This is a genomic window from Cupriavidus sp. FW305-F7 (genome assembly GCF_058782875.1).
Genome location: NZ_JBYSYC010000082.1, coordinates 1 through 16,764, shown reverse-complemented (window position 1 = coordinate 16,764; position 16,764 = coordinate 1). Strand labels below are relative to the sequence as shown.

The 16,764-nt window shown below is 65.0% G+C and carries 11 protein-coding genes and 1 pseudogene; 6 read left to right on the top strand and 6 right to left on the bottom strand.

The genetic code is table 11. The annotated features are described in order from the left end of the window. A partial coding sequence (locus tag AC3WL8_RS38435; protein WP_492380124.1) for a maleate cis-trans isomerase family protein occupies positions 1-437 on the top strand: 437 nt, incomplete at its 5' end. Between the two features lie 19 nt (positions 438-456). On the opposite strand, the gene AC3WL8_RS38430 is transcribed toward AC3WL8_RS38435, so the two are convergent. The 4 genes from AC3WL8_RS38430 to AC3WL8_RS38415 form a co-directional block, all read right to left on the bottom strand. Further along, positions 457-3,870 carry an adenylate/guanylate cyclase domain-containing protein gene (locus AC3WL8_RS38430; protein ID WP_492380123.1) on the bottom strand — a complete coding sequence of 1,138 codons (3,414 nt, stop codon included), beginning with the start codon at positions 3,868-3,870 and terminating at the stop codon, positions 457-459. A 186-nt stretch (positions 3,871-4,056) separates the two neighbouring features. Next, positions 4,057-4,476: a LysR substrate-binding domain-containing protein gene (locus AC3WL8_RS38425; RefSeq protein WP_492380122.1), complete on the bottom strand. Its 420-nt coding sequence runs from the start codon at positions 4,474-4,476 to the stop codon at positions 4,057-4,059. Beyond that, positions 4,403-4,960: a hypothetical protein gene (locus AC3WL8_RS38420; RefSeq protein ID WP_492380121.1), complete on the bottom strand. Its 558-nt coding sequence runs from the start codon at positions 4,958-4,960 to the stop codon at positions 4,403-4,405. Before AC3WL8_RS38420 ends, AC3WL8_RS38425 begins: the two co-directional genes overlap by 74 nt. A 901-nt stretch (positions 4,961-5,861) precedes the next feature. Further along, positions 5,862-6,800, bottom strand: a complete 939-nt coding sequence (locus AC3WL8_RS38415) for a LysR family transcriptional regulator (RefSeq protein ID WP_041228993.1) — start codon at positions 6,798-6,800, stop codon at positions 5,862-5,864. A 160-nt stretch (positions 6,801-6,960) separates the two neighbouring features. Here AC3WL8_RS38415 and AC3WL8_RS38410 point away from each other — a divergent pair, with 160 nt between their 5' ends. Both AC3WL8_RS38410 and AC3WL8_RS38405 read left to right on the top strand, forming a co-directional pair. Next, positions 6,961-7,965, top strand: a complete 1,005-nt coding sequence (locus tag AC3WL8_RS38410; protein WP_492380120.1) for a tripartite tricarboxylate transporter substrate binding protein — start codon at positions 6,961-6,963, stop codon at positions 7,963-7,965. A 12-nt stretch (positions 7,966-7,977) separates the two neighbouring features. Continuing rightward, positions 7,978-9,060 (top strand): maleylacetate reductase, encoded by a 1,083-nt coding sequence (locus AC3WL8_RS38405; protein ID WP_492380119.1) that lies wholly within the window; start codon positions 7,978-7,980, stop codon positions 9,058-9,060. A 378-nt stretch (positions 9,061-9,438) separates the two neighbouring features. Here the strand turns inward: AC3WL8_RS38405 and AC3WL8_RS38400 are convergent, their stop codons facing one another. Continuing rightward, a complete protein-coding gene (locus tag AC3WL8_RS38400; protein WP_492380125.1) occupies positions 9,439-14,946 on the bottom strand; it encodes a trifunctional serine/threonine-protein kinase/ATP-binding protein/sensor histidine kinase in 5,508 nt (1,835 codons plus the stop codon). Positions 14,947-15,288: 342 nt separating this feature from the next. Between AC3WL8_RS38400 and AC3WL8_RS38395 the strand changes: the two genes are divergently transcribed. The 3 genes and pseudogenes from AC3WL8_RS38395 (at position 15,289) to AC3WL8_RS38385 (ending at position 16,162) form a co-directional block, all read left to right on the top strand. After that, the gene (locus tag AC3WL8_RS38395; protein ID WP_492380118.1) at positions 15,289-15,603 is read left to right on the top strand and encodes an IS3 family transposase; all 315 of its coding nucleotides are present in this window, start codon (positions 15,289-15,291) and stop codon (positions 15,601-15,603) included. A 152-nt stretch (positions 15,604-15,755) separates the two neighbouring features. Beyond that, positions 15,756-15,929 (top strand): annotated as a pseudogene (locus AC3WL8_RS38390) (VapC toxin family PIN domain ribonuclease); the annotation flags it as partial. A gap of 107 nt (positions 15,930-16,036) precedes the next feature. Continuing rightward, on the top strand, positions 16,037-16,162 hold the full coding sequence (locus AC3WL8_RS38385) for a hypothetical protein (RefSeq protein WP_492380117.1): 126 nt from the start codon (positions 16,037-16,039) through the stop codon (positions 16,160-16,162). Positions 16,163-16,344: 182 nt separating this feature from the next. On the opposite strand, the gene AC3WL8_RS38380 is transcribed toward AC3WL8_RS38385, so the two are convergent. Continuing rightward, a partial coding sequence (locus AC3WL8_RS38380) for a porin (RefSeq protein ID WP_492380116.1) occupies positions 16,345-16,764 on the bottom strand: 420 nt, incomplete at its 5' end.

Here is a 16,764-nt window from a genome sequence, read left to right as displayed (position 1 = left end):
TCAGCGTTTCCGCACCCCAATCGAGTCTCTCCGCCTCGCATGCGGTTGGCGCGGGCAGTGTCGCACTGATGACACCCTATCCGCGCCAGGTGGTCGAGATGGAAATCGCGTTCCTCGCCCGACACGGTGTCGAGGTCGTCTGCGAAATCGCAGACCCATGTTCCACGCCGATTCAGCAGGACTCGTTTCCTGCCTCGCATTGGGCTGACCTGGCGCGACAATTCGATACCGACAACGCCGATGCAGTATTGATCAGCTGCGCCGGCATACAGGTGAGCGACGTCATCGAAGAGATCGAGCGTGCCGGCAAACCCGTCATCACCAGCAACCAGGCCCTGCTTTGGCACTGCTTGCGCACGCTGGGCCTGGCAGATCGCCCCACAGGATTCGGCAACCTGCTGGCGGGCAATTTCGACAAGGGCACATACCTCCCTTGACGAGGTGAGCCAGCGCTTCTCAGTCGCGCTGGCCGGATGGTCGCGCAGCATCCAGCAGTGCCCTGGCCTGCTGCCACTCAGCGGTGTCGAACCCTTCCGTGAAGGACTCATGCAGGCCGGCCAGCATCTGCCGCGCAACTTCCGCATTGTCCTGGTCTTGCCATAGGCGAGCCAGACCCAGCGCCGCGCGCAGCTCGAGCGACTTCGCGCCTTGCTGGCGGCCGATGGCGATGGACCGATGAAAGCACGCTGCCGCCGCTTCGGGGTCAGCAGCTCCGTCCGGGCGATGGAGAAGCAGTTCCGCCTGGAGCCGATGCAACTCCGCTTCAAAGAAACGTTCTCCCGTGTTGCCGACCGTGGCCAGCGCGTCAGCCAGCACGTCCAGTCCCGCCTGCGCCTGGCCGGCGTTCTGGTAGGTTTGGGCCAGCAGGGCCAGAAAATAAGGCCGCCCCAGCTCGGCGCCCGTGGCCTGGTAGGCGGCCAGGCCCTCGCGTATCTGGGCAATGCCCTCCTCACTGCTCCCCTGCTCGGCCAGCGCCCAGCCCCGCAAGATGGTTCCCCATGCGAGCCAGAACGGAAATCCTTGCTCGGTCGAGAGCGTGATGGTGGCGTCGGCGCACTCCCGGGCCAGTTGTGTCTCATGCCGCAGCTGATGCAATTCGGCGGCAAAGGCCAGGCCGAGAGCGAGGCTGAAAGGATGAGAAAGCCTGCGGGCCAGCGCCAGCGCCTCTTGGGCAGCCTTGCTGGCCTGAGCCGGAAAGCCCTGCAGCCATAAGACCCATCCCAGAAGGCAGAGGCCACGGACCCCATGGTCCATCTCATAGAGTGCGTCATGGGCCTGACGCCGTTCAGGGTCATAGTGGGCAAGCCCCCGCTCCAAGTGCGCCCGGGCCTGGTGGAACTTGCCCAGAAAGAGCGACGATCCTCCCAGCGCGATATGAGCGTGCTCGAGCAGCACCGGGTCTTGCGCGTTCTCAGCCAACTCGAGCAGCGCCTCCCCTAATTCATACGCCGTGTGATGCTGCGCACGAAGTGAAAAGAAAGTGCGCAATCCCAACTTCACCTGGAACAGCTGCGGGGTTTCACCACCGTGTTCGCACAAGGTCAGGGCTAGGGCATAGTTGGCCTCCACCTCCGACGAGGCATAACCTCTCGCAGCGATCAAGGCTGGGCCGAGGGTAACGCGCAAGGCAAGATCCTGGCGCGCGCGTTCGGGCGCGTCGGGCAGGCGCTTGAGCAACTCCAGCGCCATACTCAGGTGACGGATGGCGTCAAGATGCGCCGAACGCTCAACGGCCTGACGCCCGGCGCAATGCAGGTACTCCACCGCCTTGGGGATATTGCCGCTGAGACTGTAGTGATGTGCCAGTTCGCTGCAGTGGTCTCTCAAGTGATGCCGGAAGAGGATCTCGATGGCCCGGCCTGTGCGCTCATGTAACGCGCCGCGCTGTTCCGAGAGCAGAGAGTGGCCTGCGACTTCCTGGGTGAGGGCGTGCTTGAACGCATACTCGACTTCCGGGAATGCCGGCCGCCCGTAGATAAACTCTCCCGCCTGCAGGCCGGCCAGCAGTGGATAGAGGCGCTCCTCGGACTGCCCGGTGACCTGCCGGATCAGGCTCAAGGGGAATTCCTTGCCGATCACGGCCAGGGTCTGCAGCAGTTCCTTCTGCGCGAGTGGCAGCCGGTCCATGCGCGCCGCGAGCACGCCCTGTACCGTGGTCGGAATATGCAGCGCGGCCGGGGTCTTTTCAATACGGTAATGGCCGGGTTCACCGAGCAGCGCCTTTTCCTCGGCCAGAGTCTGGACGACCTCCTCCAAGAAAAAGGGATTGCCCTCGGTTTTTTCGAGGATAAGCTGCCTGAGCGGCGCGAGGCTGGGGTCATTGCCCAGCAAGTCGCCGAGCAAGCCTTGCGCCTCGGCTGGACCGAGGGGGGCGAGCCGCAATGCGGTGCCATTGTCCTTGTGCCCCCACGCGCACTGATACTCGGGGCGGTAGTTCACAAGCAGCAGCATCCGGGCCTGCGCCATTCGCTCGATGAAGTAAGCGAGGAAGGCTTCGGTCTCGCTGTCCAGCCACTGAAGGTCCTCGAACAGCAACTCGACGGGCTGATTAAGGCTCTCTCGCACCAGAAGACGCGTGATGGCCTCGAACGTGCGCTCGCGCCGGAGGCTGGCACCCATGTCCGCCAGCGCCGAGCCGAGCTCGCTGATGCCCAGCAGATACAGCAGGTAAGGCATGACGTCTTCAAGACTGCGCTCCAGCGTGACGATCTTGCCCGCGACCTTCTCGTGGCAGCGCCGCTTCTCGTCCTGAGCGGTGAGCTGGAAATAATTCCTCAGGAGTTCGATGAGTGGCAAATAAGCAAAGGCTTTGCCGTGCGACACCGAGAAGGTCTCCAGCACTAGGCAGGCGCTCTGCGAGCGCGCCTTGAACTCGTGGAACAGCCGCGACTTGCCGACCCCGGCCTCCCCCACCACCGCGACGATCTGCCCGTGTCCGGCGGTGGACTGGTCCAGCGCCAGTTGCAGCGCCTCCAGTTCGGCGGCGCGGCCCACGAAGCGGGCCAGGCCGCGGTGCGCTGCCACTTGCAAGCGCGTGCGCAATGCCCCGAGACCAAGCACTTCATAGACCGCGAGCGGCTCGGGGATGCCTTTGACCTGGGCGTCTCCCAGCGCCTTGAACTCGAAGTACCCCTGCGCGAGCTTGTGGGCGGATTCGCTCACGAGAATGGACGAGGGTGCGGCCATCGTCTCCATCCGCGCAGCAATGTGGATCGTGTGCCCCACCGGGTCATAGTCGGTGTGCAGGTCGTCCTTGCGGATCGAGCGCACGACTACCTCGCCCGTGTGGACGCCCACCCGGATCTGCAGCGAGATGCCCTGCTCCAGCCGCAGCTTGTCGCTGTGCCGGTGCATTGCCTCCTGCATGCGCAGCGCCGCATACAGCGCGCGCTGGGTATGGTCCTCATGGGCGATGGGCGCACCAAACAGCGCGAGGATGCCGTCGCCCAACGACTTGGCCACGTAGCCCTCGTAGTAATGCACGGCCTCCATCATCAGCTCGATGACGGGGGTAATCAGGCGGTTTGCCTCTTCCGGGTCCCGGTCGTGGATCAGTGCGGTCGAGCCCGCCATGTCGGCAAACAGCACGGTGATGGTCTTGCGTTCGCCGGCGGTCACTCCGCGGGCTTCCAGCGCTGCCTGCTCGGCCCGGATGCGCTCGGCCAGGTGCGGTGGAGTGTAATGAACGGGGGCGGCGGACGAGACTTGCGGTATTTCGCGGACGGGCTCGCCGCAAGCGTTGCAGAAGCGCGCCGCCGGGCTCAGTTCGTGGCCACACCGCGCACAGAGGCGCGCCAGCCGGTTGCCGCATCGCTCACAAAAATTGGCGCCAATGGCATTCTCGAACCCGCAAATTGTGCAGCGCGCCATGGGAGCCTCCCGGACTTCCTCCGGGTAAATTAAACGCCCCATTGCCTTTCATCGCAAGACCGGCTCGTCTCTGCATGATCGCCTGGATCGGGCTGAGCGTTGCGCGGCGCACTTGGGGCGCTCCTCTGCCCTGCCTACTCTCTCAAGGTCTCGCTGATCTGTTCGCGCAGCCACTGGTTACCCTCGTTATTTGTCGAAGCTTTCATGCCAGTGCACCGTGACTTCGACTTCGGGAATCTTGACCGGCAATGGATAAACGGTGAACTGCCCGTGCTGGTTGAACGCTTGTGCCACGCGTCGCGGTAGCGTGACCATCCAGTCGGTGCGCTGCAGGATCTGGGGCGTCACGGTGAAATGCGGCACCTGAAGCGCGATACGCCGCTGCAGGCCGGCGGCCAGCAGTGAGTCGTAGATATTGCGGTGACTACTTTCACTTGGCGCCACCGCGATATGGGAGGGCTCGAGAAAACGCTCCGCGGACAGGCTGCGCGCCGGCAGCCCGGGGCGCTTGCGTGTCATGCACACGTAGTCCTCATGAAACAGCAGCGCATATCGTGTTACCGGCCTGAGAGCGGGCAGAGTGCCGATGGCGAAAGAGCTGGCCAAGCCGCAAGGCTTCTTCCACCTGAGCTACCAGCAACTGCCTGGCCTCCAGTTGCGTTTGTGGCGCGACCCGCTGCAGCTTTTCGCATAACGGGGGCAGGAAGACCTGTTCTCCGATGTCGGTCATGGAAAGGCGAAATACCCGTTCGCTGGTGCCGGGGTCGAAATGTTCCGTGTGGCGCAGGGCCTCGCGGATCGACGAGATGGCGCGCCCTACCGGCTGCGCGAGTTGTTGTGCGGTGGGCGTAGGCAGCATGCCCTCGGGGGTGCGCACGAAAAGCGGATCGTCGAACAATGTGCGCAGGCGCCCCAAAGCATAACTAATGGCACAGGCTGCCGACTTGGTGCCCGCTTTGGCCTCCTGGGCCGCCGCCTGTTCGAGCAACGATGCATGTGTCTTGGGCACGACGAGCATCGTCAAACCCAGTCCAACGCGCAGCGCGTGCTCCAGATTGACGCCCTTGCCATTCTCCAGCTTGGACAACATGCCGACGGAAACCCGCAATGATTTCCAGCCTGATCAATGGGCATGCCCTTCCCCTGCCCGCGTTGCTCGTATCCGGTCACCAAGCTGGTCAATGCTTCGGGATTGTCACGCGTTATGGCGGAGTTGGATCAGGAAGCGGCCTCGGCATAGATGTGGAATAACTTTCACGAAAGTGAAATTATACAGAGGTGACACCTCACGTCGATGGCCCCTCCCTTTGAAAGCCGTCTTTGCTTGTTGTGGGTCGTTTTCTGGTGGTTAATTGCGTTTTTATTTCACTGCGAAACAACGTACCTGTGGTGTTGTTGAAGATCGTCATTCGTGCGAGCCGCGCTCATCGTTCATGCGAACGTAGCCTTTTCATGCTCATCATTCATGCGACTTTAGCTTTTCAATACGAAACAACGTTCCTGTGGGGCGTTGCGCACGCTCTGCGAAGCAACTGCGATTTTGGCCAGTTCGACGTAGTCTCACGAATGCTGAGCATCCATGGCCTTGACGTTGCCTTTCAGCAACTGTCAAATAGCGTACTTGCGGACGAAATTCGCATAGAAATCAGAGCCTTTGGGCCGTGCGAGGGGTCGCGCATATGGTGAGCACCGGTCGCACGATCTCTGATCCTCAACAACGCCTGAGCCTGCAATCGCGTCCGACGTTAATGCCGTCGATGTTCTCGGCAGACATACGACGGGGGCAGCCGGCGTTCGCGCACTTGAATGCCACCGCCATTGCCAACAGGCCGGAGCTATCGGGGGCGGACCGGTGGCACAATCGCTTCGCTCTACGATAGCCCGCTACTATGCCCTGCGGCACACCGGGACGTCATCACTCGTGTGCCTCATTGACGTGGTCTTCCGAACAGTATTTTGCGGAGATCGCGAAAGCCGGCCCCCCGGCCGTCTTACGCCAGCACGGCTTCCCCTGCCATCGCCTGTTGCCAGGTCGGCGGGCTGCCCATGCTGGCGGTCAGGTGGGTGCAGAAAGCCTTCACTTTCGCGCTGGCATGCTGGGTGGCGCGCAGCAGGTAGATGCCGCCGGGCACCTGTGGCAGCAGGCCGTCAAGCGCCAGCTCCACCAGCCTGCCCGCGCCGATATCCGGCCCGACCGACCAGTCGGGCATCAGCGCAATGCCGAGGCCCTGCAGCACGGACAGCCGCCGCGCATCGCAGTCGTCACATTCGAGCGCAAACGTTGCCTCGGCGGCGTGCGCCGGCGTCAGCAGCTCACGCCAGCCGCGCATGCTGGTGCTGTGGCCACGGTCGATCAGACGGTGCCTGCCGATCTCGTCGGCATGCGCCGGACGGCCATACAGGGCCAGATAGCCAGGCGTCGCGCAGATGATGTAACGCTGGCTGGAGATGCAGCGGGCAACCAGCGAGCTGTCGGCCTGCTGGCCGACGCGGATCACGACATCGAACCGTTCGACCACGGGATCGACGATGCGCTCGGTCAGCGCCAGCTCCACCGTCAGCCGCGGATACTGGGCGTACAGCGCGCCGAGGTGCGGCACCACGTGGCGCCGGCCGAACGCGGGCAGGCACGCGACCCGGATCAGTCCGCTGACGCCCTGCTCCAGCGCCGTCACGGCATCGCGCGTATCGCTCAGCTCATGCAGGATGCGTGTGGCGCGCGCGAACAGCAGTTCGCCGGCATCGGTGCGGACCAGCGCCCGGGTCGAGCGCGTGAACAGCGGCACCCCCAGTTCGCGCTCCAGCGTATCGATTTGCCGCGCCACTGAAGAGGCGACCAGGCCGCGCTGGCGGGCTACCGCCGAGAAGCTGCCTGACTGGGCGACTTCGACGAAAATAGACAGGTTTTCCGCGAATCGGCTGAACTCCATTTTTGCAATCTCCGCAAAGGCGTTGCGCAGGCGAACCGGCTTCCCGCACGATGCGGCCCAGTCTAACATCCAGTGACCGATCCCGGCACGTCGGCTTTTAGCAAATAAAGCAAAAGTGGAGCATGCCGGGCATCCCGATCACAGAGAGGAGCAGACCCCAATGGAGACTACCGCAGCAAAGACGATCCGGCGCTTCGCGCTGCCACGGCTGGCGGCAGCGGCGCTGGTCACGGTGACGGCCGCGTCGATGTCCCCCGCCAGTGCCCGCGCCGAAACCTGGCCGGCCAAGCCGGTCACGCTGATCGTGCCCTATGCCGCCGGCGGCACCGTGGACAAGGTGGCGCGGCAGATCCAGGAGGGCCTGCGCAAGCGCCTGGCGCAGCCGGTGATGATCGACAACCGCGCCGGCGCGGGCGGCACCATCGGCACCGCACAGATCGCGCGCAGCGCGGCGGACGGCTACACCATCGGCATGGTGTTCGATGGCTTCGCCACCGAGTCGCATATCTACCCGAAACTGCCGTACGCCTCGCAGAAGGACCTGACCGGCGTCTCGTACATGGTCCGCTCGCCGATGGTGCTGGTCGTTCCTGCCAGCTCGCCGTACAAGACGCTGCAGGACTATGTCGCGGCGGCGAAGAAGCCAGATGCCGTGTCGTACGCGTCGGTCGGCGCCGGCAGTTCCAACCAGCTGGTGGCCGAACTGTTCCATGAAGCCGCGGGGACCAGCGGCACGCATACCCCGTACAAGGGCGGCGGCCCGGCCATCAACGACCTTCTGGGCGGCCATGTCGATTCGATGATCGCCAGCCTGCCGCTGGTGATGCCCTACGTGCAGGCCGGCAAGCTGCGCGCACTGGCCGTGACAGCCGCCCAGCGCGACGCGCGCCTGCCGGGCGTGCCAGCAGTGGCGGAGTCCTACAAGGGCTTCGAGGCCTATTCGTGGGTGGCGATGATCGCGCCGGCGCGCACGCCGCTCAACGTCCTCGGCAGGCTCGCCGCCGAGGTCAACGCCACGCTGCGCGATCCGGCCATCGGCAAGGTACTCAGCGACGGCGGCTTCGATGTAATCGCCGGCGACAGCGCCCAGACCAACAAGCTGATACGGGAAGAATCCGTCCGCTGGGGCCGGCTTATCAAGTCGCGTCATATCGTCATTGAATAGGTGCCTGGCATCATGCAACCCTTTACCTACCAGACCCACCCGCAGCGTATTGTGTTCCATGCCGGCGCGCTCGCGACGCTCGGCGCCGAAGCCGACACCCTGCACGCACGCAAGCTGCTGGTGCTCTGCACCCCCCAACAACGCGACCTGGCCGAGCGCGCCGCCGAGGTGCTGGGCGCGCGCTGCGCCGGCATCTTCGATGGCGCTGTCATGCACGTGCCGGTGGAGCAGGCGCGGCTGGCGCGGTCCTGCGCGGCGGAGCTCGGCGCCGATGCCGTGGTGGCGATCGGCGGCGGCTCGACCATCGGGCTTGGCAAGGCCATTGCCCTCGAATCGGACTTGCCCATCCTTGCCGTCCCGACGACCTACGCCGGCTCGGAGATGACGCCGATCTACGGCCTGACCGAAGGCGGCCTGAAGCGTACCGGGCGCGATGCACGCGTGCTGCCGCGGACGGTAGTCTACGACCCCGACCTGACCCTCGGCCTGCCGGTGGCGATGAGCGTGACCAGCGGCATCAACGCCATTGCCCACGCCGCCGAAGGGCTGTACGCGGGCGATCGGACGCCCGTCAGCGACTGGATGTGCCGGGAAGGCATCGCGGCGTTGGGACGTGCGCTTCCGGTGATCGCGACAGCCGGTGGCGAGCGGGACAGCGCCCAACTGCGCGCGGCCAGGAGCGATGCGCTGTATGGCGCCTGGCTCTGCGGTGCCGTGTTGGGCAGCGCCACTGTTGGCCTGCATCATAAGCTGTGCCACACGCTTGGCGGCAGCTACAACCTGCCCCACGCCGAGACGCACACGATCGTGCTGCCGCACGCGCTGGCCTACAACGCGCCCGCGGCACCCCAGGCGATGGCGGCGATTGCCGCCGCGTTGGGCCGCCCTGACGCCACCGGCCCGCAGGCGGTGTTCGACCTGGCTGCTTCTTTGGGTGCTGCCGTGGCGCTGCGCGATATTGGCATGCGCGAGAAGGATCTCGACCGCGCCTGCGAACTGGCGCTGCAGGCGCAGTATCCGAACCCGCGGCCGCTGGCCCAGAGGGAAATCCGGCAGCTATTGGATGATGCATTCCACGGCCAGCGGCCGGGCTGAAATGCGCCCTTGCGCGCCCTACTCCAGCCCCCCGAGCCGCCATTTGCGCACTTCCGCATCAGCGCTTAGCGCTGCATTGATCTGCGTCAGACTCAAATCATGCAGGGAAACTATTGCGTCACTGAGGGCCCCGCGAGTCCCGATATCGTATCGGACTCAACGGTCTGCTTGCCCAGCTTCCCAGGAGGGCGCCATGGCCACCCCGCTCGTCACCTCGCTTCCGACCTCAGCTTCCGCCGCTACTTCGTTCTACGGCAGCCAACCGGATTGGCGCCCCTTTTCCGGGCCGTGGTCGCGCGCCAGCGCGCACCAAGCACGCATGGGGCGCTCCGGTAGTCTGAGGGCTTGGCCTCCTCTCGCATGGCAGACTGTGTCGGTCTACTTCTGCCTAGCCGGCAAAGCGAACTGGAACACCGACCCGCAAGGCGAATTTGCGCTCGCCCACAGTCGCCCGCCATGCGACTCGACCAGCGACTGACAAATCGCCAGGCCCATGCCGAGACCCTGCGCCTTGGTCGTGTAGAAGGCATCGAACACCCGCTCCATCACCTGCGGAGCCAGCCCGATGCCAGCGTCCTCCACGGCGACCCGCACTGTCTGGGGTTTCGCGCACAGTGACCGGATCACGAGTTCCCGCGGCCGGTCGGCCACTTCTGTCATCGCCTCGATGCCATTCATCACCAGGTTCAGCAGCACCTGCTGCAACTGTACCCGATCACCCGCCACCAGCGGTAGCCCGGGCGCGAGCTCGGTCCGCAGCAGGATCTGATGTCGCGACACCTCGCCGCTGATCAGCGTGATCGTCTCTTTGACCAGCTCGTTGAGGTCAAGTCGAACCGTTACCGCGGCCGTCTTCCTCAGCAGCCCCCGCATTCCCTCGATCACCGCGCTGGCCCTATGCCCGTTCTGGACAATGCCCCCCACCGCCTCCCGCACCTCAGCAAGATCGGGGGGCTGGCGGCCGAGCCAGCGCAACGCTGCACTGGCGTTCGCGACAATGGCCGCCAGCGGCTGACTCACCTCGTGGGCGATCGAGGCAGTCAGCGCGTTCAGCGTGGTCACGCGCGCGACGTGGGCGAGTTCGGCCCGCGCCTGGTGCAGCGCCTGCTCGGCGCGCTTGCGCTCGGTCAGGTCGAGTACGAAAGACACCCCCTGGTCCACCCCATCCTCGAAGTTCGCAGACCCGAGCAGCACGGGCACACGCCTCCCATCCTTGCGGACCAAGTCGTTCTCGAACGGCGGCACAGTCCCCGTCACGCTGAACGCAGCCAGGGGTGCACCGGGCGCCTGCGCTGACGCAGGCATCAGGTCCGCCCATCCCAGGCGGCCCGAGCGGAGATCCTCGCGGTCGTAACCCGACATGCGCAGGAACGCGTCATTGGCCTCCAGAATCCGGCCGTCGAGTTGCCAGATGCAGATGCCGATAATGTTGGCCTCGACCAGACGCTGGATCTTTGCTTCGCGTTGCTCGAGATCGCGGTACAAACGGCTGTTCTCCAGCGCGGTCGCCGCCTGCGAGGCCACCAGCTTCAGCACCGCCGCCCTGGCCGGCACGAAGACGCGTGGAGCCAGGTTGTTCTCCAGGTAAAGGACGCCGATCTGCTTGGCCTGAGTGAGGAGCGGCAGGCACAGAATCGAGCGGGCGCGATGCAGCCGAATGTAAGGATCGACGGAGAACGGCCCCTGCGCCTCGGCATTGTCCAGCATGACGGTCTCGCGGCTGCGCAAAACATGGTGAAGGATCGATAGCGGCAGCGCGGTGCCGGGCACGCTCTGGTCGTGCAGTTGCACGGTGATGGCATGGCCGCAGGTGGTCGCTTCGGCCGCAATGCGCTGCCCGGCGCCCTGGTGCAGGATCAGCAGGCCTCGTTGCGCGCCGGCCTGCTCGATTGCGGTACGCATCAGCGTGTCGACCAGCTTGTCCAGGAAGATTTCACCCGACACCGCCTGCGAGACGGCGATCACCGTGGCGAGGTCCAGGTGTTCGACAGAAGCGCCGATCGTCCGGGTCGAAGCAGGTGCCGACTCTTCTTCGCCGAGTGCCGGATATAACCCGTCGAGCTGCCGCACCTTGCCCTCGGCGCCCCAGCGGCGATAGCCGTGACGGGCATCCCGCAGATACACCCACGCTATCTTCTCGAAGCCCCGCGCCGCATAGAATCGTGCCGCCAGCTCGTTAGCGAGTGCCTGGTTGTGGATAAAGTCGTTGTCGCGCGCGGACAGGATGGCCTGTTCGTACAGGCGCATGGCGTCGGCCTCGCGCCCACCCATACGGGCGATCTCCGCACCGATCAATGCAGCCCGGTTTTCGAAATTCCCCGGACAATGCTCGGCCCAGGCCTGCAACTGGCGGTGGTGTCCAGCCAGGGCCTCAAGGTGCCGGCCCCGGTCTGCCGCAGCGACCGCATCGCAGCAGGCCGCCCGTGCCAGCGCTGCATAGAAGTGGTATTCCGCCTGCTCGAAGAATGACGGTGAGGTCCAGAGCAGCGGCCGGGCGCGCTCCGCCGCCGCAATCGCGCCGGCATGGTCGGCGGCAAAAAAGCGCGCCTGCAGCTTGCGGATCCAGTACCAGCAGGTAACGAGTGCGAGGCCCTGATCCTGCTCCAGATGCCGCTCGAACCGGTCTTCGTCGAACCCGCTATCGTTGAACGAGCCGAAAACCGATGTCAGACCACGCAGTGTCCGGGCAAGCTGGCGTTGCGGGGTAATGCGGTCAATAACAAGACCAAACCCCGCTTCGCGCGCGAAGGCGATCGCAGCTTCGGCTTCGCGTTCCATATCGGCCAGCGGCGCGCCGCTGGCCAGCAGGTGCGTAATGAGGTTGTTGCTGGTGAAGGCCGCAAAGGTGCGGTCGCCCTGCTTGTTGGACAGATCGAAGCCGCGCCGCACCAGGCTGCTCGCGTCGCGGATCGGATGCGTCCATTGCAGGACGTGGCCGCCCACGACCTGGTAGACGCGGGCCTTGAACCGGTCCAGCCCGCGCTGGTCCACCAGGTCCAGGCCCAGCTTGCCGAAGCGGTATCCCGCCGCGTAGTCGCCCGATTGCGGCGCCAGCACCATGCTGAGCCAGGCATAGCCAAGGCACGACGCATCGCTGTTGCCATGTTCGAGACTCAGGTTCGCCATCCGGCCAATCACGAGCGCACGCAAGTTCTCGTCGGTGTACCAGGCCGGCGGCATCAGCGCGGTCAGGACGTCCATGGTCCCGACTGCATCGGGGTCGGCCATGCGCGGCAAGTCAATCAGCGCATCGATCGGCCGGTCCCCGATCTGCCGCCACATCCGCGCGTACTCCTGCTCTACCTCCGCCTTCGCAGGGTGCGCCGACCATTCCACGCCAGCCCGACGCAGGTAATCGAGACCGACCTCGACCGCACGGCCTCTCTGACCGAGGGCCATGAAGAGCTCCAGTCGCAATTGGGTCACCGCGGCCAACTCAGGGAGGCCGACCGCACGGCTCGCGAGGTCGGCGAGGCGTGGCTCCGCCGCCCCCGAGGCACCGGTAAGGAATTCGCATGCGGCCCGTTCGAACGCCAGTGCAAAGGCAAGCGCGGGCCGGCATTCCCAGGCATCCGCGGGCAACAGCACCGCGCCCGTGGCCAGATAGGCCAATGCGCTGGCGTAGGCCGTCGATCCCTTGGCACGCTGGCCGGCGAGCAGGTTCAGCTCGGCCAGCCGCCACCTCTCCTCGGGTGCGGTAATCAGTGTGGCACCGCGATTGAGCTGGCCAACGATCTCGAAGACGCGCTCCGCAAGCGCTTCCTGGGACGTGTGCGCGGCAAGCCTGCGCCCGATCGCAAGGTGCGCCGCGGGCCGCGCGGCTTCGGCAATCAGCGCGTAGGCCGCCTCGTGGACTCGGTCGTGCGGAAAGCGATAAGTCTCCTCGCGCCGCAACACCAGGCCGCCCTGGACCGCCGCCCACAGCGCCGCATCCAGCGTCCCTTCACTGCCGCCCAGGACCATGGTCATGATGCCTACCGCGGCTTCGTTGCCAAGACAGGCGAGCTGCTTCAGCGCTTCCTGGGTCGCTGCGGGCAGGCGGCCGAGCTTGCCGAGCATCAGGTCCACCACGTTGTCGGTGAAACCCTTGGCGCGGATCTGCCCAAGGTCCCACGACCAGCGCGCCTCGCGATGATTGAATGCAAACAGCCCCTCTTCCGCCAGGGCGGTGAGGAACTGGATCGCAAAGAATGGATTGCCCGCGGTCTTCTCGTGCACCAGTCTGGCGAGCGCCTCGCCGCCCTCCGGCGTGCAATGCAGGGCATCGCCGAGAAGCCGGCCGACATCGTCGCGCCCCAGGCTCGTCAGCATGATCTCCCCCACGCTTGCCCCGCCCTGGCGGATGGCCGTCAGTCGCGCCAGCAGCGGATGCCCGGGCGTGACTTCGTTATCGCGATAGGCGCCGATCAGCAGCAGATGCCGTACCTCCGGCTGGGTCGCGAGATGCTCGAGCAGGTCCAGTGTTGCCGCGTCCAGCCACTGCAGGTCGTCAAGGAAGAGCGCCAGCGGATGCGCAGCCTGCGCAAAGACGCCGATGAGGCGGCGGAACACGAGCTGGAAGCGGTGCTGTTCGTCGCGCGGCGGAACTTCCGACATTGGCGGCTGCGGGCCAAGGATGAGCGCCAGTTCCGGGATGAGCGGCACCATGAGCCCGATGTTCGGGCCCAGCGCCTCGGCCAGCGCGGCGCGCCACGGTGCCAGTTCCGCCTCGCTCTTGCCCAGCAGCGGGCGTACCAGTCCCTGCAGCGCCTGCGCCAGCGTTGCATAAGGGATGTCCCGCTTATACTGATCGAACTTGCCTGAAGCGAACAGGCCGCGATGCGGCACCAGCGCACGGTGCAACTCGTGCACGACCGAGGTCTTGCCGATACCCGAGTAGCCGGACACCAGCACCAGCTCCGGCGCGCCCCCGGACACCACGCGGTCGAAGGCGCCGAGCAGCACCCCAATCTCGCGATCCCGACCGTAGAGCCGCTCCGGGATCATCAGCCGGTCCGGCAGGTCATGCTCGCCAGGCGCGAACGTGTCGATGCGCCCCCGGCTTTCCCATGCGGCCAGGCAGCGCCGCAGATCCGCCTCCAGCCCGCCGGCCGTCTGGTAGCGCTCCTCCGCCGTCTTGGCGAGCAGCTTCATCACCACGGCAGAGAGCTGGACCGGGCTCGCCGGTACCCGCTCGGCCGGCGCCATCGGCTGCCGGGCGAGGTGGCAGTGGACCCAGTCCATCGGGTTGCCGGCGGAGAACGGCAGCGTTCCCGTCAGCATCTGGTAGAGCGTCACGCCCAACGCATAGAGATCGCTGCGCGCATCGACCGACCGGTTCATGCGGCCGGTCTGCTCAGGCGCCATATAGGCCAGCGTGCCGGCGATCTCGTCTGGTTGCGTCGGCGCCTGTGTCTCGCGCAGCAGCCGCGAAGCCAGCCCGAAGCCGGTGAGTCGCACCGCCCCATCGGCCTGGTTCACCAGGATGTGTGCTGGCTTGAGGTCCTTGTGAATGAAGCCGCGCTGGTGGAACTGGCCAAGGGCCCCACTCATGGCAATCGCCAGGCGCAGGAAGCGGCCAGCCTCCATGGGGGTGCCCATCAGGCGATCGAGCGGCTCACCGCCGGGATCCTCCAGCAGCAGGACCGTCCGGCCATGTTCGCGCACCAGTTCCAGGGGCCGGGCGGCCCAAGCGGGGTCCAGCGCCTCCTTCAGGCTGAATTCGTGTGCCAGGCGCCCGAGATTGGCAGGCATCGGATGCTCGGTCGCGAGCCACAAGGCCAGCACCGCCTCGCGCTGGCCATCGGCAGCGACGCGCCAGCCCCGACCCAGGACGCGTTCGCCGTCCTTCCACAAGACCTGGAAGCTGACGAGACGGTCAGCATCGAAACGAAAAACTGAATGCATTGGCTGATTTTTAACGGCTTCCTTCAACAGCCGTGCAGTGTAGATGGAATGGTCGCCTCTAGCCTCGGCGAATCGCATACGAAAATAAAATTGTCACGACTTGCGGGTCGCCGCCCCGAGGATCTGGCCAGGGAGTTCGAACCGACGGCCCAGACGATCTGTAGCCCAAGCGGAACGCGATGCCGGACTTCGTCAGGACGGTCTGACGACGGCCGAGCGCCAGGAACTCACACGGCTACGCCGTGAGAACCGGCAGCTCAAAATGGAGAGGGAGATACTTGCAAAAGCCGCGGCCTGGTTCGCCCGGGAGACCGACAGGCTGCCCGACAAGGGTACGAATTCATGAAGGCGAACCAGGCTCGCTATCCGCTGTCCACCATGGCTCGGCTGCTTAAGGTCTCGCGCAGCGGCTTCCATGCATGGATGGAACGACCTCCGAGCGCTCATGCCGTGTGTGACACGCTGTTGCTCGCGCAAATCCTTGAGATTCACGCTCGCTCGCGCGGTACCTATGGGATGCCGCGTGTGCATGCCACGTTGCTGCGCCGGGGCATCCACGTCGGGCGCAAGCGCGTGGCGCGTTTGATGCGTGAGGCGGGCCTGCGCGGGGCTTGCCGGCAGCGCTTCATTTGCACCACGCACCACGCCACAGGGTAGACCTGCGCCTGATCTGGTGCAGCGGCACTTCTGTGCCGATGCGCCCAATCAGCTATGGGTCGCCGATGCGACGTATTCCTACCGCTGCCGGCTTTTACTATCTGGCTGTCGTGCTCGACGTCTCAGCCGGCGCATCATAGGCTGGGCCATGGGTAGTGGCGTTCATCGAGCGCGAGAAATTGTATGGGCTGGGTTGCGGCCTAGTTGAAGTCTCACTGCTGGCTTCCACTTTGATCACACCAGGCGCACAGCTATGGACAATGGATAGGCGTCTCGACGATTTGTCAGGACGGTTTGGTGTGGCGCATCGACCCCAGCTTCACTGAGTCGATGCCTTACGGATGTTCGAGCAGCCGCTGCATACGGTCGCTGCCTTGTCGGAGGAACAGCGCCGTGCTCTGCGCACGCCACGCTGCTGCAGGACCTCGCCACGTTGACCTATAACATCAGCTCGACCTCGGTCAATCCACAGACCAAGATCGTCATCACGACCCGTCCCACGCCGTTGCAGCGCAAAGCCTTTGCGCTGCTCGGCATCGACCCCGGCTGTTCCCAGTAGCCACCCCCTGCCGCTTGAAAAGCTCTCGGCGCGTCAACAGGTTAGCTTGGTATCCGAGTCAAACTTCGGATTAAAAAATGGCCGGCATTTCTGCCGGCCAAACGACCTTAACAGTGAGGGAAGGCCGATATGAAGTTGTCGCCGGCACGCCCGGAAGCGCGCCTCGTCCTGCCTGCAGGAAATTAGAAGCGATGGCGCATGCCGAGCATTGCGCCGGTCTGATTCTGGCCTGACATCGTATTGGCCGTACCGGTCACACCGAAAGTCGCATTGCCTTTGTTGTTCACGTAGCCGAGCGACAGATACGCGTCAGTGCGCTTGGACAAGGCGTAGTCGGCGTTCAGCACGAACATCCACGAGTCCTTGCTGTCGGTGCGGGCGTCGGTGTAGTAAGCCGCACCAGTCAACGTGAAGGCGGGAGTGAACTTGTAGTTGGCGCCGAGCCAGTACAGGTTGTCGTGACGGGCCGTACCAGTCGTGACTTCGTCACGCATCCAGCGGTAGCCGCCAAACACCTTGGCCGCTCGTGTTGCCTCACGAAGGAATGTTACCTGACGAATTGTTGTCGTTTCGCTTTCTTTCTTCTCTTCTTTCGTGGTTTG